General features: G+C 59.1%; 15 protein-coding genes. 7 read left to right on the top strand and 8 right to left on the bottom strand.

Annotated elements, in window-relative coordinates:
* The first annotated feature begins 918 nt into the window (after positions 1 to 918).
* From ACFOYU_RS12780 to ACFOYU_RS12770, 3 genes are all read left to right on the top strand, one after another.
* Positions 919 to 2,592: a MobA/MobL family protein gene (locus ACFOYU_RS12780; protein WP_377033880.1), complete on the top strand. Its 1,674-nt coding sequence runs from the start codon at positions 919 to 921 to the stop codon at positions 2,590 to 2,592.
* Positions 2,593 to 2,677: 85 nt separating this feature from the next.
* A complete protein-coding gene (locus ACFOYU_RS12775; RefSeq protein ID WP_377033879.1) occupies positions 2,678 to 3,016 on the top strand; it encodes a hypothetical protein in 339 nt (112 codons plus the stop codon).
* A 406-nt stretch (positions 3,017 to 3,422) separates the two neighbouring features.
* Positions 3,423 to 5,195 carry a M10 family metallopeptidase gene (locus ACFOYU_RS12770; protein WP_377033878.1) on the top strand — a complete coding sequence of 591 codons (1,773 nt, stop codon included), beginning with the start codon at positions 3,423 to 3,425 and terminating at the stop codon, positions 5,193 to 5,195.
* A gap of 297 nt (positions 5,196 to 5,492) precedes the next feature.
* On the opposite strand, the gene ACFOYU_RS12765 is transcribed toward ACFOYU_RS12770, so the two are convergent.
* Positions 5,493 to 5,978, bottom strand: coding sequence for a hypothetical protein (locus ACFOYU_RS12765; RefSeq protein WP_377033877.1), 486 nt, complete (start codon positions 5,976 to 5,978; stop codon positions 5,493 to 5,495).
* Between the two features lie 24 nt (positions 5,979 to 6,002).
* The gene (locus ACFOYU_RS12760; protein WP_377033876.1) at positions 6,003 to 7,349 is read right to left on the bottom strand and encodes a flagellar hook protein FlgE; all 1,347 of its coding nucleotides are present in this window, start codon (positions 7,347 to 7,349) and stop codon (positions 6,003 to 6,005) included.
* A gap of 831 nt (positions 7,350 to 8,180) precedes the next feature.
* On the opposite strand from ACFOYU_RS12760, the gene ACFOYU_RS12755 reads away from it, so the two are divergent.
* The 3 genes from ACFOYU_RS12755 to ACFOYU_RS12745 all read left to right on the top strand — a co-directional run bounded on the left by ACFOYU_RS12755 (position 8,181) and on the right by ACFOYU_RS12745 (position 12,583).
* Positions 8,181 to 8,675 carry a PilZ domain-containing protein gene (locus ACFOYU_RS12755; protein WP_377033875.1) on the top strand — a complete coding sequence of 165 codons (495 nt, stop codon included), beginning with the start codon at positions 8,181 to 8,183 and terminating at the stop codon, positions 8,673 to 8,675.
* Positions 8,676 to 9,167: 492 nt separating this feature from the next.
* Positions 9,168 to 9,869: a LuxR C-terminal-related transcriptional regulator gene (locus tag ACFOYU_RS12750; RefSeq protein ID WP_377033874.1), complete on the top strand. Its 702-nt coding sequence runs from the start codon at positions 9,168 to 9,170 to the stop codon at positions 9,867 to 9,869.
* Between the two features lie 20 nt (positions 9,870 to 9,889).
* Positions 9,890 to 12,583: an ATP-binding protein gene (locus ACFOYU_RS12745; protein WP_377033873.1), complete on the top strand. Its 2,694-nt coding sequence runs from the start codon at positions 9,890 to 9,892 to the stop codon at positions 12,581 to 12,583.
* A gap of 65 nt (positions 12,584 to 12,648) precedes the next feature.
* On the opposite strand, the gene ACFOYU_RS12740 is transcribed toward ACFOYU_RS12745, so the two are convergent.
* From ACFOYU_RS12740 to ACFOYU_RS12715, 6 genes are read right to left on the bottom strand one after another with little or no spacing between them, the layout of a single operon-like run.
* Positions 12,649 to 13,011, bottom strand: a complete 363-nt coding sequence (locus ACFOYU_RS12740; protein WP_377033882.1) for a TadE/TadG family type IV pilus assembly protein — start codon at positions 13,009 to 13,011, stop codon at positions 12,649 to 12,651.
* Positions 13,012 to 13,016: 5 nt separating this feature from the next.
* Positions 13,017 to 13,610 (bottom strand): TadE/TadG family type IV pilus assembly protein, encoded by a 594-nt coding sequence (locus ACFOYU_RS12735; protein WP_377033881.1) that lies wholly within the window; start codon positions 13,608 to 13,610, stop codon positions 13,017 to 13,019.
* Between the two features lie 11 nt (positions 13,611 to 13,621).
* The gene (locus ACFOYU_RS12730) at positions 13,622 to 15,010 is read right to left on the bottom strand and encodes a pilus assembly protein TadG-related protein (RefSeq protein ID WP_377033872.1); all 1,389 of its coding nucleotides are present in this window, start codon (positions 15,008 to 15,010) and stop codon (positions 13,622 to 13,624) included.
* Between the two features lie 13 nt (positions 15,011 to 15,023).
* On the bottom strand, positions 15,024 to 15,995 hold the full coding sequence (locus ACFOYU_RS12725; protein WP_377033871.1) for a type II secretion system F family protein: 972 nt from the start codon (positions 15,993 to 15,995) through the stop codon (positions 15,024 to 15,026).
* An 8-nt stretch (positions 15,996 to 16,003) separates the two neighbouring features.
* Positions 16,004 to 16,999: a type II secretion system F family protein gene (locus tag ACFOYU_RS12720; RefSeq protein ID WP_377033870.1), complete on the bottom strand. Its 996-nt coding sequence runs from the start codon at positions 16,997 to 16,999 to the stop codon at positions 16,004 to 16,006.
* A gap of 22 nt (positions 17,000 to 17,021) precedes the next feature.
* Positions 17,022 to 18,374 carry a CpaF family protein gene (locus ACFOYU_RS12715; protein WP_377033869.1) on the bottom strand — a complete coding sequence of 451 codons (1,353 nt, stop codon included), beginning with the start codon at positions 18,372 to 18,374 and terminating at the stop codon, positions 17,022 to 17,024.
* A 525-nt stretch (positions 18,375 to 18,899) separates the two neighbouring features.
* Between ACFOYU_RS12715 and ACFOYU_RS12710 the strand changes: the two genes are divergently transcribed.
* Positions 18,900 to 19,373: a pilus assembly protein N-terminal domain-containing protein gene (locus tag ACFOYU_RS12710; protein WP_377033868.1), complete on the top strand. Its 474-nt coding sequence runs from the start codon at positions 18,900 to 18,902 to the stop codon at positions 19,371 to 19,373.
* The last annotated feature ends 4 nt before the right edge of the window (positions 19,374 to 19,377 follow it).

Below are 19,377 nucleotides of genomic sequence, written 5' to 3'. Positions count from 1 at the left end.
GGGGGAGACCAAGCTGGTGCCCGGCATGCCGGTGGAGGGCTTCATCCAGACCGGCTACCGCACCGTGTTCTCCTACCTCACCAAACCCCTCGCCGATCACCTCACACGAGCCTTCCGCGAAGAGTAAAGGTGTTGGGGGCGGCGGAGATGAAAACCGAAGTGGCTGCTCCGGGATTGGCGGATCTGAGCCGGTCCGACGATTCGACGGGGTAGCCCGAGGCAGGGGTGGATCGCGGGCTTTCCCGCGGCCGTTGCAGCTGAGATCGGTGGACGGGCGTTGAGGCGCAAACATCCGCCCCGGTGCTTCAGAACGGGAATGATCCACCCTCCAGCCTCGAAGGGGCTGTGTCGCGGCTTCCCGTTCGCTCAGGCCTGCAGGACGGGAACCTGTCGACGCATTCGGCTGCGCGTCGATGCTTTCAGCCTGGCGGAGGCGGGCCTTCGGCTGGAAGCCGCACGAGGCTGAAGCGTGGAATCGGGCCTGGCCCGGATGTCCTCTCCCGATGGTCCAGGGCAGATGAGCCCCACCAGCTAATGCCGCCCGGAATATGCGCTGCTCTCGTTTGAAAAGGCGGCCTCCGCTCCGGGAGGAAAGAGGGCGGGTGGCAGGCGGCTGCCTCACATCGCCTCGACCATGGCAACGCCGACGCCTCGTCGACACCGTTGGCCGCACCCGGGACATCCATGATCCGAGACGGGAGGTCTTGGACGTGATACGGGCCTGGAGGACCAGCCGCAGCGATGCCCCCGCGCCTTATGAAGCCCCGTGCGAGCAACTCCGGTCCGCGGCCGCCGCTGAATGGGCGATCATCGCAAAAAGGCCTTCTTCCTTTCGTCCGGACCCATAAGCTCATCCCTACGACAGCGCGCGTGCGCGTATTCACTAATACATCGCGCGTCGGGATCTCAGGGGGCGGAATGACGAAAGTGGTTCAGGTTCGCGTCAAGTATGGGCCGGTGTCCCGGTCCAAGGGATGGACGGCGCGGATGCGCAGCACCTATCAGGCCGGAGGGCTTGCGCCCGATCTCCAGAGGATCGTTCGTGAGTTCCGGCTGGAGCCGGGAGAACACCGCGGGCAATGGCTTCTGACCCCGCCGCAAGCTCCCGAATGGGCCGAAAATCCGGTCGTTCTCTGGAGCCGGGCGGGCGCGATGGAGCGGCGCTACGACGCGCAGGAGGCGCGCTATCTGGATATCCAATGGCCTCGGGCCATGCCTGTGACCCTCAGCGGTGAGGTCGTGACGGAAGTCTACGATCTTTTCAAGAATGCCGGATTGGCCGTCCAAATCGACATGCATGTCGTACCGGCGCGCGATGGCGGCGAAAACCCCCACCTGCATGGCCTGATCTCGACCCGTACCCTTGGTCGCGAGGGGTTCGACCGCACGAAGGCCCGCGATTGGAACCGCTGGTTTCGGGCGGAGGGCGGGAGGCAGCCCTTGCGGCACGTGGCGGCGGCCCTCGCGAAGGTCGCCGCACGACACGGAATGGATCTTCAATTTGAGACCCGGACAAACGTGGAGCAGGGACTGCCCTATCCTGAGGATCGGCTGCCGCGATCCGTCTTCCGCAAGCCGGATACGGTCGCCGCTCAGGCCCTGCTCGCCAATCTCGAAATGCAGCGGTCCGGTCGGCGCGCATTGGAGCGTGCCGAGGCCGAGTGCCAACATCTTGATGCGCGAAAGAGCGAACTGCACACGCGTCGGGGCGAACTCTACCGAAGCCTTCCACGTCTGGAGCCGGACCCTGCCGCGCTGGCCGATCCCGCTCCTCTCACGCAAGGGGAGATAGGCCGGATTATCGCCACGCTCACCTGGATACGCGTACGCAACGTGCGAATGCTGGATGGGGAAACCGCAATCCTGGTCGGAGACGGTTCGCTTTTCATCGACCGAGGAGACCACGTCCTCGTCGACGGCCCTGCCGACGACGAAGCCCTCTTGGTTCTCCACGAAATCGCGCGGGCAAAGGGGTGGCACACCACGGCAATCCGTACACCAAATGACGGGGCGGCCAATCCGGAGGGTGTGTCCGTCACGTCCGATGGGCTGGTGGTACAGTCCAGGCAAGACAAGGCGCGGGAACAGAGGTCCGGGGTCGGGACCGTTCCGGAGGGTTCGCCGCAAGGGGCCAAGGAGCGACCGCGTAACGCGGCAGGCTGGGATTTTCGTCCGACCTCGCTCGCACGGATCGGCTATCGCAATCTCGTCGAGGTCCTCACATCCAACGCGGACCGGCGTTTCGCCGGGAAGCGGAACGTGGTCGATGCTCATGTCCGGCGCGGCGGATCAATCTCCAACCTGATCCGGCATCTCCGGCTTACCGAGCCTTCCTCTGCTCCACAACCGGGCGATGACGACCTGATCGATGTGATACGCGATAGCGTGGCAGGCGAACCAGCCGCAGCCCGCGGGTGGGCTGCGTGGAAGGTCAACTTGGAGCTGTCGTTCTTGGCGCAGGCGCTTCCCGGAGGATTGGGCAGCAGACCGGGTCGGACACAGGGTGAGTACACGGTTCTTGCCGAGGATCCCGTGTACGATGAGGCCTCTCCTGCGGATGAGGCGGCGACGGTATTTGGCCCCGGACCATAGCGCCCGAAGAGGGGCCAAAAATTTTATCGGGATTCTTTCTTGATCCTGGTGACAATGAGTGGGGACCAAAACCGGAGGTCCCAACATGTCGCGAATTCTCAAGATCGAAGCCGAACTCTTGGAGCTGTCCGAGCAGAAGGCAGCGCTCCAGCGGAAGATGAAGGAACTGCACCAGGCGCGCAGGAAGGAGAGCTTCCGCCTCCAGGCCCAGGTCGAGCGCCTTCTCGGTGCGGCGTATCTCGCAGCCCGTGAAGCCGGAGCAGCCGCCTTCGGCCCGGAGGAGGTCCTTTCCCACGCGGAAAGGATCGCGGGCGCGAGAGAGGCCACCGCGCTCGGCCAGCTCCGGGATTGCCTGGCGGCGCCGGGCGAAGCCGTCGACGGTCAGGCGATGACGAGCCCGGCGCCCTTGGGGGAGCGGGCCTGAACCGGGTTCAGGCAGAAGGGTCCGGGACGAGCGGTCACAGCCGATGCGAATGTCCCGATCCGGAAGAGGCCCTTGGTCCGCGCCTCGAGGGGCACCCGAAGGGCTGGTGCTGATTGCAGCCGCCCATCGGTCCCGGTCGCTGACCGGGACAACCGCTTCCAGCCGACAGGCATAGGGTGGGGAAGAGGGGTGCTCGCCAGTCCACCGGACGCGAGGGACGGCAAGCCTCACGGCCCAGATTCGCAATCCTCCTTCGTGTTCTGGTAACGATACGCTTGTATAGGAAAAAAGATTCGCTCGATGCCTGCCCTTTGAACCTCGGTTAAATCTCCGGTTTTCAGGCCGGTGCAGCGAACAACAGGTCAATCGGGGGCGCATTGTGTGCATCATCTGTCAGAAGCAGGCCTTGTCGTGGGCGGCAGCCAGCGATCCGGGCAAAAGCCTTTCAACTCTCCTTCCCATCCAGCAATCCGACGATGGGACATATTACTTCAGCGGCGTCCGCGATATCGACGCGGTTCTGATCGGGTCGAAATGGGCGGAAAAGGCCCTGACGTTCAGTTTTCCCACCGATGGCGCATTTTACGGAACAGATTATTTGGATGGTCGGAACAACGACCTTGATCCGTTCAATGCCATGCAGGTCGAGGCGGTCCGCGCCGCGCTCGATCTCGTTGCGTCCTTTACGGAGCTCACCTTCACCGAGATAGAAGAAAGCGCGACGGACCACGCGACCCTGCGCTTTGCCCAGACCGCGAATGCGGCCGTGGACACGGCTCAGGGTGGGTTCCCCGCGATGCAGGGCATGGCGGGCGACGTCTGGTTCGGTGAAACAGGTCAGCCCTATTACACCACCCCGGCCATGGGCAACTGGGGTTGGGCGACCATCATGCATGAGATCGGCCATGCACTTGGGCTGAAGCATGGGATGGACGACTACACGGAGGCCGATCTCAGCGGATTGTTCGGCCTTTCGTCCCCGCGCTACGGAACACAGTCCCTGCCGCCCGATCATGACGGGCAGGCGTGGTCCCTGATGACCTATCGGGGCTATCCCGGCTCACCGAATTACTATCACGGTGACCTGCTGAACGAGCCGCAGACCTACATGCAGGATGACATTGCCGCCCTGCAGCATCTCTATGGCGCCAACTTCAACGCGCAGGCCGGCGACACCGTCTATACCTGGAGCCCTGAGACCGGTGAAATGTTCATCGACGGCGTCGGGCAGGGCCAGCCGACCGAGAACAAGATCTTCCGCACGATCTGGGACGGCGACGGTGTCGACACCTACGACCTGAGCAACTACACGGGCGGAGTCTCCATCGACCTGAGGCAGGGCGCGTTCTCCACCTTCAGCGTCGCACAGTTGGCCGACGTCGCTCAGGAGGAGGAAATCCTCTATTATGCCCCCGGAAATATCGCCAATGCTCTGCGCTATCAGGACGATCCGCGCTCGCTGATCGAGAACGCCGTCGGCAGCTCGGGCCGGGATCTCATCCGTGGCAACGGTGCCGACAACGTGCTGCATGGAGGCGAAGGCAGCGACATCCTCAATGGCGGCGCGGGCACCGACGCCTTGTACGGCGACGCCGGGGTGGACATTGCCTGGCTGAGCATCGATTGGCAGGATGTGTCGCTCGCCCGGGGTCAGGACGGATCTGTCGCGCTCAGCACCGCGATGGGCGTATCGACCCTCAACAGCGTCGAACTCATCCGCGTGAATGATCGGGTGGAGCTGGTGGATGCGCCCGAGGACATTCTCGGCGTGGAGAGCGGCTTCGCCTTCGATGAGAAGTTCTACCTTGCGCAGAACCGGGATGTCGCCGCAGCCGTCGAAGGCGGCTCATTGGAGTCGGGATATCAGCACTTCCTGCGCTTCGGACTCCAGGAGGGCCGCGATCCGAACGCTCTGTTCGACGAGCACTGGTATCTTCAGGCCAATCCTGACGTCGCGGCAGCCGTCGCGGAGGATGCACTCGACAGTGCCTACGAACACTATGTGCGGTTTGGCTGGTCTGAGGGGCGGGATCCGTCGGTCTGGATGAATGCGGCGGCCTATCTGGAAACCAACCCTGATGTGGCGGCAGCCGGTGTGGATCCAATGATGCACTACTTGAAATTCGGCGCTGAAGAGGGCCGAATCATTATCGGACCGGATTGGGACCTCTGGGTTTAGCGCCCAAAGCATGTTGCGAACCGGCTGCGGCTTTCCAGGCTGTTCTGATACAGGTTCGAAAGGCCCCGCCAGCCGAAGCTGGCGGGGCCTTTTTATGCCGAAATGGTCGGTTGCGGCACCGGTGGAGTTCCGACCCGCTCAGATCGTCAGGCTGTGAGAATGGAATTTGGTGCGCAGCGTTACGGATCCGTCATTGGAAGGGCGGCAAGCACGTTCAGTGGGCGGAGCAGGAAGTCGAGCGGAGGCTCGGATGCTCCCACCTGGCCGCGCTATGCCCGACCTTTCATCCCGCCACTTCTACTGAAGGCGTGAGGACCGGATCGGCAACAGCACTTCGCCCTGATCACTGACATAGGGAACGGGTTCAGGTGGAAAGCCGGCAGCGGTTTCCTGAATGATTGGCCAGGGGCGATCGTCTGTAACAAAGCCCCCCTTGAACGGATTGACAGACAATCCGACCCAGACGGAGGAGCCTTCCCGTTGGCCGAGGATCCGCAGAAAAGCTCTTGGCATGAAAATGAAAGTACACACCATAGGCGATGACTTGATGGCGCCTAGGACGGTGATGCCGAGGTCATCGTCTAAAACCCGCAGGGGCACGGAGATTTTCCAGCGGTGCGAACCCTCGCCTGTTTGGGAGCCAACGACAAAGGCCTTGAACGGCCTGTTGCCCGCGATGCCGCAAAGGTTGGAAGGGCAGGATGGATCCTCGGCAAGGGAGGCCGTACCTCCTTCGGCTTCGACAAAGCCGGCGAGGATCTGTGCCGCTGCGCGTGAAATCATGAGCCCGCCCTTCTCAGGAAGATCCTAGCGCTTGAGATTTACCAGCACGTCGATCAGTTCAGACCCGGCTTGGAAGATCTTCGAGTTGGCCGTGTAGGCGCTTTGGGCCTCGATCATGGAGGCAAGCTCGGCGCCGAGATCAACGTTTGACCCCTCGAGGGCACCGGACTGAAGCGATCCGTACCCGATGCTCTCGGGCATGCCAAACTGAATACGGCCGGACTCCTGGGTCTCGGAGAAGACGTTGCCGGACTCCACGCTCAGCCGATCCGGACTGGCGACGCTTGCAAGCGGGATCCGGTAGGTCGGAACACGGGTTCCATCGGCATAGATACAATAGAGAGTGCCATCGCTGGCGAACTCGACGCTGTCCATCGCGGTCGCGCCACTTCCGTCGGCCGTGGTCTCGTACGGGGTGAAGTCGGCGCTGAGCTGGGTCATGCCCTCGAGGTTGAGGCTGAACGGGGAGGCAGGGCCGTCTGTCGCGTGTGGAACGTTAAAGGTGAGGGGATCAGCCGGACCTGTCAGCTCTCCGATGCTCGGGTCGAAGGTTAGGGTCGAGGTCGTCAAGTCGCTAGGCGCCCGCGGAGGCGTCAGCGTGGCATCGCCTCGGTCGCGAACGGTGAGCTCCCAGGTCGATGCCCCTGTCTTCTCAAGCGACATCTCGAGGGTAATCGGAGTGCCCAGAGGATCGTAGACGACCATTGAGGACGTGAGGACATCGCCATCGGCGGCCAATTTCGGCAGGTTAGCCTTGAACGTACCCTGCGTCGATACGGAGGCCTGCATGCCCGCCATGCTGTACTCGACCGGAACCATCTCTGCCATGGAGCCGGGCAGGCCGGTCGCGGGAAGCTTCTGGCCCAGGAGTTGATACCCTGCCGTGTTCATCAGCCGTGTGACAACGGAGCCGTCGTCTGCTTGAGTGGTCACCGGTACAAAGGCACCGGCCCGTGTCATCGCATTTGAACCGGCTGCATCGCGAACAGCGAAGAAGCCGTTACCCTGGATAGCAAGATCGTAAACCGAAGAAGTGTATTGAACGGGTCCCTGTTGGCCGATGGCGTACCTGATGGATGTCGTGACGCCTCCTGCGTTATAGGAGTTCTTGTTGCTGCCGATCACCATGGAGGCGAACTCGGTGGATGCCCGCTTATAGCCAGCCGTATTCTGGTTCTGGATATTGTCTGCGACGGTGCTAAGCTTGGTCGATTGGGCGTTCATGCCTGAAACGCCAGCTTTCATAATTCCGTAAAGGCTCATCGTGGCTCCACTCGTCGCAGTTTGGGCAACGGTCGCAATATGAACTGAAAGGCTTGTGCGTAGCTTGCTCGTCAGATGAGTTGAGCTTGCCAGTTTCATGGATGCCATCTTGATCAAGGCTCCTGCCGTATTGCGGGCGCCGCGAAGCGAGCATCTCAGGCGCCACGCCCAGCGCCCAGCGCCCGGAGCCGGGGCGTGATGGGAAACGAGCCAGTCTCGCAGGCAATGGGCGGATCGATCATCTCTGTGAAGGAGCCGAAATTCGCATGAGTGGGCCACCGGACCCGCCGGAGTTCGGAGGCGAGCGGAAGGGCCGGGAAAGCCGCTGTTGGGCCTGTCTCCCACGGGAACCTGGGCGGAGGTACAGAGCCTGCCCATGATCGCTGTTCAAAAGATTTGGTGAGGACGGATCGAGGTCAGAAACTGCCGACCTGAGCCGCGATAGGCTCTGGCCGATCAAGGGATCTGAATGTCAAAGCAGATCTTTCGCGACCGACGCTCGAGGTCATCATCTCTTCAGGGGCAGCGTGCCAGAACTGCGCTGCGATACTCGATCGTCTTTGGAAAGCCACAGGACAAATGTCAGTTCGGGAAACCCTTAGGCCGTACCGCGTTTAGAGGCACATGGTGACGTCTGATCCCGCGGTTGGCTGAATCTGTGACGTACTCAAACGGTGAGCGACCGCTCGAAGGACTAGCATGCTTGGTTGCACAGGAAAGCTATGGAAAATCATCTCTGTGTCGGCAGTTTGTGCTTGCTCAAACTGTGTGGGCTTTGGCTCTGCTTAACGTTTTGGTAATGCTGGTTCCCCCAGGTGCAGGTGGTTCTGCCTTTCCAGAGGCCGAGTGAGGTTGACTGCCATCGGCGTGGTGGCCAACGTAAGATCTGCTTGCGCGTAGATGAATTTTTAGAACTCGGCGAGGCTTTTCGACGGGAGTTTGCTATTGTCTGAAGCACAGGAAAGCAGTTCGGCCGAACGGCGTCGGTCGAACAAGCGCACACGAACTCTCCTTGAGGGTCGAATTATATTCAACAACCGCTTCTCACTCATTGAATGCACCGTACGGAACATCTCCGACTCCGGAGCCCAGATCTCCTTTGCCCATCCGGTCGAAGTCCCGAACGAATTCGACCTGGAAATTCCGAGGCGGGAGCTATCGCTTAAGGCGCGCGTAGTCTGGTCCAACGGCAAGAACTATGGCGTCATGTTTACAAGTCCGCCGCAGCCGACGCTGCCAACTGACAATCCAGAGAAGCCGAGGGAGACCGCAATGGATTGCAGCCCTGAACAAATAGCTGTTGAAGCCCCAGCGACGCATAGCGTCCGGGAAATTTTGGACTATGCCCGGCATGCGCTTGCACGAGCCATCGGTGTCCCCGCGAGCCAAGTTCGGCTGAGGCTGGAGGTTGACTACTCAGGACCCAGCGATTGATCTTTCCACGGTCTAGCCTGGGCCGGAAGGGATGCCGCGCTGCCATCGCGCCCTCGGACATAGCTGCGCTCGGGCCACCTTAGGCGCCGCTCAGAAACCTCAAGGCTAAGATTTCGACGCTAAACCCTATAGGTGGCACTCCATGGCAATGCCTATCCAATAATTGTGCAGGAACGCTTAATTTCCTTATATGCAATAACGTTAATATCTGCGGCACCTTGATACGTCGTCGCTGACCAGACCTGAACCTTATGCTCGCGTGTGTTCTATTAGATCCTAGCAAATCGCACTGTCTCCTCGCCATCATGGTGACAGCGAAGCCAGCAATGTTCGGCGAGTAGCGGCAACATGGAGGGTTCCGTATCAGCAGGCGTGTACAATTACGTATGTTGTATCGTTAAAAAGCGGCCGCAAATCGAACTGGTGCTAGCGCAATGGGTTAACTCTTTTGAATTACTATAATGAGATCGTAACCGGCAGAGGAGGTTTCCAATGGAAGCGAGAAAGCGCATTGGCCTTGTTGCTGATGACGACGCGTACTTCCGCATTGCCGTAAGCGCGATACTCACTCGTCAGTTCGGATTCTCGGAAATCAAGGAAGCATCATCCTTCGATGAGGCTGTTGAGTTCTTGGCCGAGAACGATAATGCGTCGGCTGCTCTGTTTGATCTCTCAATGCCAGGGATGAGAACGCCGGCAAACTTGAGGGCCGTACGGGAATGCTTTCCAAGTGCCCGGGTCGGCGTGATTTCCGCCTCGAACTCTCGGCGGGACATTCTCCTGGCGCTCGAGGCGGGGGTTCACGGCTACATGCTGAAGAGCTTGAGCATTTCCGAGCTGACGGCCGCGCTGACAATGGTGTTTGGAGGTGGAATTTACGTGCCGCCTTCGTTAGCGGACATCTCCAGTATTGGGGCCGAGCCCTGCCTTCCCGAGCCAGTTGAAGCATTGGCTCCCGAGCCGGCCGGAAATGGTCATGTTCTGACGTCGCGCCAGAAGGACGTTCTTGATCTTTTGATCCAAGGCAAGACTAACAAGGAAATTGCCTTGGCTCTGCGGCTGAGCGAAGGCACGGTGAAAATTCACATGGCCGCCATCTTCCGGTATTTCGGGGTGAACAACCGCGCTGCCGCAGCCGTTGCCGGCGCTCGCCCATACCCCAACCGCCAGCGGGTGCTTCTCAGCGGCCAGTAGTCGAGTGGAAAACGGTGGAGATGCCGAGCAGTGGCCGCAAGCTTGATCTCAAGAACCTACTGACGCATTCACCGGCGATCCCGGAGTGGCTGCATCACAGCAGCCTCCTCTGGCGTTTCGTTCTGATTGGGATAGCAACGCTCGCTCCTCTGATCAGCGCCCTAGTCCAGTTTGCAGGTAACGAGCGCACTACCGCCCTCAAGAATATCCGGCAGCGGGCAGAATATCTCGCCTTCGACATTGCCGAGGATCAGCAGCACAGGATCAATGAGGCTCGATCCATTCTGGGCTATCTGGCACTGGCGCCGGAGATTCGGCTGCGCGGTTCCACCTGTGATCGCTTCCTGTTGCGCTCCATGATGCTGCACAGCTGGATGACGGAGCTGCGCCTGCTGGGTCCGGATGGCCAGGTGATATGTACAGCTATGCCCGCAATGACAGCGCCGGATGCGAGTGAGCATGACGAACTCGAGCGGATCCTGCGCACCAAAAATTTCACTATAGTCGGTCCGAGCCTCGATCCCAAGACGAAGGCTGTGAGGATGACCGCGGCTCTGCCGGTTCATGTGAACGGGAGCGTCCTAGGAATTCTGCTTGCTGGTGTCGATCCGCAAATTCTTCGCAATCTTCCGTCCAGCACCGGCAGGTTACCGTCCGACCTGAACATCCTGCTCGTTGATCCGTCAGGGGTTCTGGTCGCACATTACCCGTCAATTCCGGGTCTCATCGGAAAGAGATTGTGGGACCACACCGCAGCCGAGAATGCGCTCCTTCCTCCCACGGGCGTCTCAGACGCATTCGACCTTCTCGGCGTCGAGCGCGTCTTCGCGACCCGAGGAATCCCAGAAACCGGTGCTGTGATCGCCGTCGGGATTGACAAGGCTTCTGCAATCGGTGCGATCGACGAGGCTCTCCGCTACCGCCTAATCTTGATCAGCCTGATTATTGCTGGATCGGTACTGCTCGGGGCACTCGGTGCGGAAATTCTGATCTTTCGCCCCCTTCGCAACTTGGCTCGCATTGCTGGAGCCCTGGAGCAGGGGAACTTCAGCATTAGACCGGTTCATGAGGGCGCTGGCGAAGTCCGGGTCCTCGCACGCACGCTCGACCGAATGGCGGAAGCAGTGGCCGACCGCGAGCGGGAGCTCAAGCGGGCACGTGATCTTGCGGAGGAAGCGCTCAGTGGTGCGAGACAGGCCAACAGCGCCAAGACAGACTTCATGGCAACGATGAGCCATGAAATCCGCACTCCTTTGAACGGGATCATTGGATACACGGAGCAGTTGCTCAACCAGGACCTCAGGCCACAGGAGCGTCGCTATGCCGAACTCATCCAGGTGGCGGGCTCAGCATTGCTGACCGTGGCCAATGACATTCTGGATTTCTCAAGCATCGAGGCAGAGCAGGTCAGATTGCAGGCGGAGACCTTTTCACTCAGGCAACTCGTCAATGACACGGTCTCAATCGTCCGCAGCGGTGCTGGCAAGAAAAATGTCCCAATTCAAATTTCTCTGAACCCGAACGTTCCTGACTTCCTTGTGGGCGATGAGACACGTCTCCGTCAAATCCTGCTCAATCTTCTCAACAATGCAGTCAAGTTTACAAGAGAAGGGCATATCGAGACGCGGGTGGAGTATAAGGGGAAGGCGCCTGCTGGCGAACTCATCTGGATCGCTGTCACCGACACAGGTATCGGGATCGCTCCAGAGAAACTCGACCGCCTGTTTAAGCGCTTCTCGCAGGTTGATCCCTCCATCCGGCGCGAGTTCGGCGGAACTGGCCTTGGTCTTGCCATCTCAAAGCGCCTCATCGAACTGATGGGAGGCGAGATCGGCGTCATCAGTGAGCACGGGCAGGGCTCAACATTCTGGGTCCAGGTTGCATTGCCTCTAGCAGAAGCACCTCCGAAGAGATGGACTGAGCCGGAACAGTTCGGACCGGTCAAGCCGGCACGCATCCTGCTCGCGGAAGATATCGACATCAATCAAGAGCTTGCCAGAACGGTTCTAGAGGCCGCTGGTCATGCGGTGGAGGTCGTGTGCAACGGCGAGGAGGCCCTCGCGGCGGTTCAGGCGAAGCCGTACGACCTCGTCTTGATGGATATACAGATGCCTGGAATGGATGGCATCACTGCAACCCGGGCTATCCGCGCGTTGGGCCCTCCAGCCGGCGAAATCCCGATCATTGCCATGACAGCGAATGCTCTCCCCGATCAGGTCAGGACGTTCAAGGAGGCAGGATTTAGCGATTATCTGTGCAAGCCGGCCAGACGGAGAGATCTTCTCAAAGTGCTCGGCGAGAGGCTTGGGACCGAACCTGAAGACAAGCCAGCGATTGAGCCGTCCGTTCGGAGCATGGCTTCATTGAACACAAAAGACTTTGAAGACTTCCTAGCAGCGGTTGGACCTGATCTGGTTGAGCAATGGCTCACCCGGCTTGATGAACAGCTGGAACACGCATTGCCGGGCAGTCCTGTCAGTCCAATCGACCACACGACACTCGCTTCGACAGCTCACGCGATCATCCCTCAGGCCGCGCTTTTAGGCTTCTCGGAACTTGCCGATGCCTGTATCGCTCTGGAGCAGTCCTGCGCCACCGGGACTGGCCTCTCCGGATCACTGGACCAGGCGCAGAAGGCAGCGTCCGTTGCGCGTGTCGTCATCGCTGATCTTCGAAGGCATGCCGGCCAATCCGGTGGCGGGGTTCCAGTCTGAAGCAGAAGCTGCCAAGATCTGGATCGTGATGTCAAGCCTGACAGCAGCGTCGATTCGAGCGGCAATCAGGGAAAACACGAGGACGCCGACAGAGTAATCGACTTGTGGTAGATGACGGCGTTCAACCGAAACGGCACTGTCGCAGTGATGGCATAGCCGCAAGCGGCACCGGGATCCTGCGTGAATGTAGGACCCGGCCCAGGCGCATAGTAGTAGCTCTTCAATTCACTTTCAGGGCATGCTCCATTCAGGGCACCGCACCGGGCGCCCTTCTCAGCTGCATAATGCAAGCTGGCGGTTGTCAGAATGAACAGCGAAAGATTGATAGTGCCAAGAACGAACGCGAGAAGTATCGGGAGCACGAACGCAAACTCGACGGCCGTGGCACCGCGCACATCACCTGGGAATCCCTTGATGCGGCCTCTCATCATTCCTAGAGCAGTCGCATGTAGGCGGTTCCCGTAATGCCGTCGCCAAAAAGTTGCGCCACGGTCAGATCAAGGAACCATGGTTTGTAGGAGTAAGTCACGTCGATTTTGATATAGTTTCCGGGTTGGGCTCCCGCCTCTCCGACAGCGGAGCAATCGGCTGGCCTGTTCGTGACATCGGCCACACGTTGCAGGACATCCGCGTTCGTGACGCAGTAATACCCCTCCGACGGAGGATTCTGCAGCTTAATGCTGTCTCCCAGGGAGGTGCTCCCGATAGACGCCAACACTGCGGCATTTAGGTTGGGGCAGTTGATGGTGGCCGGAAGTCTTGTCTGGTCGCATGCTCTCCATGCCGCCTGTGCTCCGACTTGAGCGGCATTCTCGACTTGCATCCTGATATAGGCGTAGCGGCCGATTTCAACGACATTCAACATCAGGACGCTCAATGTCCCGGCAACGAGGGCGAACTCGATGCCGGCGACGCCACGACAATCACGCCATAAGCCGTACCTTTCGCGGCGGGTGCTGCAAGGGTGGCGGCATCCAGCGGCGGCCCGCTCCCCCGACCCTTTGCATCTCGGCTCACATCTGAACATCGACAAGCCCATCAGCCAATGAGTTGGCCCCGGCCAGGGCCAGCCGGTAAATCGAGGCCGGCTGCCGGACATTCTGATCCCCTCGACAGAATGGCACCGGTGCCATTCACCCTGATATTCGCCACCACAAGAGCAAAGCACGAGTTTCCGGTACTTGACTTGTTAACGGCACCGCTGAAGGTCACATTTGCATGGGGCAGATAGACAAGTCCGGTGATGTTCCAGGTCGGGCTGTTGCCCGCATCAGAAATATCGACACCTGTCGTCAAGTTGGGCGCCTGATAGAGTGCCACGCCTTTCCACGGCCCGCTCGTGGGTGCCGTGATGTCAAGAGTGCCTCCCCCAACAGGACCATGAATGTAGGGCCCCGTGCTGCTGCCGGCGAAGATAATAGTCAGTGCTGAGCCAGTGAGCTTGAAGCCATTGGTGTTCAGTCGACCATTCCAGATGACGAGAGCCGTACCTTCCGCTGGAGAGGTGATTGCAAGGTCCCCCGTGAGTTGCAAATCACCACATACGACCTGGGTCGCACCGAAGCTCTTCTCGCCCTGCCAAAGATTGGTCGCTGGCAGGGCGGGATCACCCTTGTTGTCAGGCATCTGGGGGTAGGTTCCGCCGCAAGGATCCAAGCCTATCTGCGAGGACAGGCTTGCATAAGGATCGGTGACGGGGGGTACGGATGATCTCTGCTCCTCTCCGCACCCATCATTGCTTCCCGCAGCGTCACCGTAGTCTGCATCGAGACCCTGGCCCGTACAGCGCGCGGCCGTATTCGACATCACACCACAGCCGGACAGGCTCGATTTGGGTGCACCATTCGTGCGGATGCCATGCTCCACGCCACTACTGCCCAAGGCCAGCACGCAGTATTTGCGTGGTGATGTCGTTCGAATTGCTATGGCACTTGCACTCAAGGCCGTCTGACGGCTCGTAATCGTCTCTCCACCTATCGTCGTTTTGACCGATACAGTCCCGCTATAGCCAACAAGCTGGGACAGAAATAGGGGAACGGACTGAGTGATCGTGACGTTGTAGCACTCGCTCTTGCCGGAGGGGCAAAGAGCATTATCTACTGCGGTCACGACGACATTGTTGCTGCCGTTGATAAAGCCGTAAGTGGAAGCCACCGCATTGGCTTCACTGATATAAGTCGACCCGGCATTTGTCGCAGCCGCAACGGCTGCGGAATCAGCAGCATTCTGCATCAAACGCTGGGTGGCGTACCAATAAGAGATCTCAAGTCCCAGTCCTGACCCGCCGAGAAGGATCGGCAGGGCCAAAGCAGCAGTCACCGCGACATTCCCGCTCCTGTCTTGCACGAAACCCAGGATCGAGGCTCGAAGGGCGCGTAATGCTGATGCAACTGCTGGAAAATGCGTGAAGTACCGACGGCCGAGCATGTGTCTCGAACTCCTACTGCACACTCATGAACTGGATCACTGCTGGCGTGATGATGATGGCAAAGAGGACCGGAAGGAAAAAGAGGATCATTGGGACTGTCAGCTTCGGCGGAAGAGCTGCGGCTTTCTTTTCCGCTGCGCTCATGCGTATATCCCGATTCTCCTGGGCCAGCACGCGCAGGGACTGGCCAAGGGGCGTGCCGTACTTCTCCGATTGAATCAGGCTAGTGACGACACCTTTGACACCATCGAGGCCCGTTCTCTCGCCCAAATTCTCGTACGCTCTTCGACGGTCCTGCAGATAGGACAACTCCGCTGTGGTCAGAGAGAGCTCCTCAGCGAGCTCGGAGGATTGAGAACCGATTTCCTCTGCAACTTTGCGGAATGCACTTTCAATGCCCATGCCGCACTCAACACATATGAGCAGGAGATCCAACGCGTCAGGCCATGCACGGCGAATGGCATTCTGCCGTTTGATGATTCGGTTTTTTACGTAGAGCTGCGGCGCGTAATAGCCCAACCAAGCCGCTGCCACAGCAATCCCTAGCTTTACAAGGAAAGTATGCTCAAGGCGCAGAACCACAAAAACATAGAACAGTGCCAGTAGAAACATTACCACAGGTGCAATCAGCCGGACTGCGAGGAAGGTCACGACCGGACCCTGCCCACGATAGCCTGCCATCCGGAGGGTGTGAGTAAGTTCTCCACCTTCAGCCTCCTTGGCGAGATTGAAGCGATCAACAATTTCCTTGAACAGCCTCTTTGGCTCCTGTCGAAGCGAAACTGCCTGACTCTGGCTGTTCAGTCGGCTGCGCTCCCTCAGGCGAATGCGCTCCCGTTCGCTGGCGATCTGCGCCATACGGGCGCTGAGCTGGTCACGAGCGAGATAAGGCCAGGCCACGAGGAGCGCCGCCGAGAAGACAGAGATGGCCGCGGATGCGGCTATGAGCAGTTCGGGATCATTGGCTAAGGCGCTCAAAACCATCGCGATGCTCAGAAATCAAAGTTGATCATTTTGCGCATGACGAGAGCGCCTATCGTCATCCAGAAGGCACACAGCGCAAGCACGAACTTCCCGATAAAGGTAGTGAACAGGAGTGAAATATAATCCGGCGACGTGATATAGACGAGACCGCCGACGATGATCGGCAGTGAGCCAATGATCCCCGCAGAATATTTGGCTTCCGAGCTGACGGCCTTGATCTTCGCCTGCATCTTCTTGCGTTCGCGGAGGACCTTCGAGAGATTGCCAAGCGCCTCGGATAGGCTACCGCCCGTGCGGCTTTGAAGCGCAATGACGATTGCAAAGAAGTTGGCTTCGGGTAGTGGAATCCGTTCAGGAAGGCGATAAGCTGCCTGATCCATCGGCATTCCCATCGTTTGATCCTCAAGCACGGTCCTGAACTCGCTTCGAACGGGCTCCTGAGCCTCGGTCGAAATGATCCTGAGACAATCGACAAGTGGCAATCCCGCTTTGACGCCCCGGACGATCACATCGACGGCGTTCGGGAACTCAGAAGCAAATGCCCTCAGGCGAGCATTGCGCTTGGCACTGACATAAAGGTGGGGCAGGAGAAGTCCGCCCGCGATGCCAAATCCGATCCCCGGCAATAAGCCCACTCCAAAAGCAGTGTGTGGGATCAGGAGCGAGGCCACTCCGGCGGCCGCGGAAATCATGTAGTAAGTTGACTTGGTCCAGCTCAGGCCAGCTTGGCGGATCCGGCTCATGAGTGACGGCTTTGAGCCCTGTCTGATCTTCTTCCGATCTTCGATTTCCCGCAGCGCGTTCTCGATCATACGCTTGCGTTGGCTCTCTTCGGCTCTCGTTTGACCATCGATTGTTGGATCGCGTGCCGCGATCGCAGCATACCGCCTTGCACTTTCGGAGTCCCGTGTCATGTGCGGGTAGAAGACCGCCACAACAAGCCCGCTGATGCACGACGCTGTAAGCAAAGCGATTGCAATTGGAACAAGATCAGGTGCCAGCATGAGCGCTCTCGTCAACCTCACATCACAAGATTGATTGGTCTGCCGCATCAAGCGCGGCTGCTAGGCGCTTTTCCTCTCCATAGTATCGGGCCCGATCCCAAAACCGGGGTCGGCCAACGCCTGTGGAGCGATGAGTGCCGAGGATGTTGCCTTTGGCATCCTCACCGGCGATGTCATAGACGAACAGGTCTTGTGTGATGATGACGTCACCCTCAAGGCCAAGGACCTCCGTGATGTGGGTGATCCTGCGTGAACCATCTCTGAGGCGCGCAGCCTGGATAATTACGTCGACGGATGCGGTGATCATCTCCCGGATCGTTTTCGACGGTAGAGAATAGCCGCCCATCGTGATCATCGATTCCATTCGGGACAGAGCTTCTCGCGGTGAATTGGCATGCAAGGTGCCCATGGACCCGTCATGGCCCGTGTTCATTGCCTGCAGGAGGTCGAAAGCCTCCGCGCCGCGGACTTCGCCGACGATAATGCGCTCAGGCCGCATTCGCAGACAGTTCTTAATCAGATCCCGCATTGTCACTTGGCCTTCGCCTTCGATGTTCGGCGGCCGGGTCTCCAGCCGTACAACATGAGGCTGCTGCAACTGAAGCTCAGCCGCGTCCTCACACGTGATGATGCGTTCGCCGGGCTCAATATATCGGGTGAGGCAATTCAGGAGTGTCGTCTTACCGGAGCCTGTTCCGCCGGACACGATGACGTTGCAGCGCACGCGCCCGATGATCTGAAGAACCTGTGCACCCTCCGGAGTGATCGAACCAAACTTGACGAGCTGGTCGAGGGTTAGCTTATCCTTCTTGAACTTCCGGATCGTGAGAGTCGGCCCGTCAATCGCAAGCGGCGATGCGATCACGTTGACACGTGAGCCGTCCGGCAAACGAGCATCGCAGATTGGACTGGATTCATCGACCCGACGGCCAACCTGGCTCACGATCCGTTGGCAAATGTGAAGCAATTGGGCGTTGTCCCGGAACCGAATATCGGTGCGCTGGACCTTGCCGCCCACTTCGATGTAAACGGTATCGGCGCCGTTGACCATGATATCTGCGATGTCGTCCCGGGCCAGCAACGGTTCAAGAGGACCATAACCAAGAACATCATTGCAGATATCCTGAAGCAATTCATCTTGCTCGGCCACGGACATGACGATTTTCTTCATCGTGACGATGTCATTGACAATGTCGCCGATCGCATCGCGAGCCTGGGGCGCTTCCATCCGAGACAGTTGAGAGACGTCGATCGCATCAATCAGAGCGGCAAAGACCTGCGTCTTAAGATCATAGTACTCCTTGCTCTTGCGGGACGTCGCCTGACAAGCCGGCAAAGCCTCGACTGAAGCGGACGCTGCGGTCCTCGTCGCCATAATGGAGCTATCCCGATGGAACTGGATGGCCACGGGAGAAGTGTCGGCCGGGGAGTGAGGCGGACTTATTTGGTGAGACCACGATGCAGGCTGATCTACCTGTCGCTCACCCAATCCCTCGTCCTGCGTCCGTCTCTTCCCAAACATCGCTATTCTTCGCTCTCGGTTTGTGCTTATGCGATCCTGGTAACCGAGGGGCAGGATGCGACTTGGTGAACCGCTCATCTCGCGCATGGCGGCGTATCTTACGAAGACCTGAATTGGGGTGCGCGCCAAATCCGCTGCATCCTCATAGACCGTATTATGCTGATCGAACTCAGCTTCACGATGGGCTTTCGACTAGATGCATCCTGCTTCGGAAAAGCTCAACATTAGCCTTTCTTTTATACGAGTCCGGTAGTACTCGGGTCCACTCAGCCTTGTGGTCTAGGACACTGACGCTCCTGCCTCGGCCATATGGCCTAATTGCACAGAATGCAGAACAGGGCGGAATGTGAGTCTTTCCGCCTATCAGAGTGACCACCCATGAATCGTTATGCAATGCTCGCGGCGCTCGCAGTTCCTGCATTTGCCGTCGTGTCTACACCGTGCTGGGCTGATGGAAAGCCGCGGGAAACGCTCACAAGATCGGAGGGTGTCGATGTTGCAGCAGTGGACAATGGTGCATCAGTGGTGGTCAGATTGGACTTTGCAAAGGTTCTGATGTTGTCTGCGCCCGCGCGGACGATCATCATAGGCAATCCAGACATTGTCGATGGCACACTGAGCGACGAGCGCAGCATTGTTCTGACCGGCAAAGCCACGGGTGCGACCAATCTAATCGTTCTAGGGGAGGGGGGGCGCGAGATCGCAAACCTCTTGGTCCGTGTTTCATCCGGGGGCCGTCAGCTGACGACGGTTTATCACGGGGCAGAGCCGAAGACATTTTCTTGTATTGGGTCGTGCGCACCAGTGCGTGCGGTCGGAGCTGGGACGCAGGGCCAGGTCGAAGGACCATAGCCCC

The sequence above is a fragment of the Microvirga sp. GCM10011540 genome (assembly GCF_042650665.1).
GTDB classification, from domain to species: domain Bacteria; phylum Pseudomonadota; class Alphaproteobacteria; order Rhizobiales; family Beijerinckiaceae; genus Microvirga; species Microvirga lenta.
The sequence above is the reverse complement of the archived record's forward strand: the minus strand, read 5'-3'. Positions and strand labels throughout refer to the sequence as shown.

Bases quoted from the DNA above. Each gene is read 5' to 3' on its own strand.
- ACFOYU_RS12760 (WP_377033876.1), bottom strand. From the start codon at position 7,349: ATGGCATCCATGAAACTGGCAAGCTCAACTCATCTGACGAGCAAGCTA.
- ACFOYU_RS12715 (WP_377033869.1), bottom strand. From the start codon at position 18,374: ATGGCGACGAGGACCGCAGCGTCCGCTTCAGTCGAGGCTTTGCCGGCT.
- ACFOYU_RS12750 (WP_377033874.1), top strand. From the start codon at position 9,168: ATGGAAGCGAGAAAGCGCATTGGCCTTGTTGCTGATGACGACGCGTAC.
- ACFOYU_RS12775 (WP_377033879.1), top strand. From the start codon at position 2,678: ATGTCGCGAATTCTCAAGATCGAAGCCGAACTCTTGGAGCTGTCCGAG.
- ACFOYU_RS12720 (WP_377033870.1), bottom strand. From the start codon at position 16,999: ATGCTGGCACCTGATCTTGTTCCAATTGCAATCGCTTTGCTTACAGCG.
- ACFOYU_RS12765 (WP_377033877.1), bottom strand. From the start codon at position 5,978: ATGATTTCACGCGCAGCGGCACAGATCCTCGCCGGCTTTGTCGAAGCC.
- ACFOYU_RS12740 (WP_377033882.1), bottom strand. From the start codon at position 13,011: ATGAGAGGCCGCATCAAGGGATTCCCAGGTGATGTGCGCGGTGCCACG.
- ACFOYU_RS12745 (WP_377033873.1), top strand. From the start codon at position 9,890: ATGCCGAGCAGTGGCCGCAAGCTTGATCTCAAGAACCTACTGACGCAT.
- ACFOYU_RS12780 (WP_377033880.1), top strand. From the start codon at position 919: ATGACGAAAGTGGTTCAGGTTCGCGTCAAGTATGGGCCGGTGTCCCGG.
- ACFOYU_RS12725 (WP_377033871.1), bottom strand. From the start codon at position 15,995: ATGGTTTTGAGCGCCTTAGCCAATGATCCCGAACTGCTCATAGCCGCA.
- ACFOYU_RS12730 (WP_377033872.1), bottom strand. From the start codon at position 15,010: ATGCTCGGCCGTCGGTACTTCACGCATTTTCCAGCAGTTGCATCAGCA.
- ACFOYU_RS12735 (WP_377033881.1), bottom strand. From the start codon at position 13,610: ATGTTCAGATGTGAGCCGAGATGCAAAGGGTCGGGGGAGCGGGCCGCC.
- ACFOYU_RS12710 (WP_377033868.1), top strand. From the start codon at position 18,900: ATGAATCGTTATGCAATGCTCGCGGCGCTCGCAGTTCCTGCATTTGCC.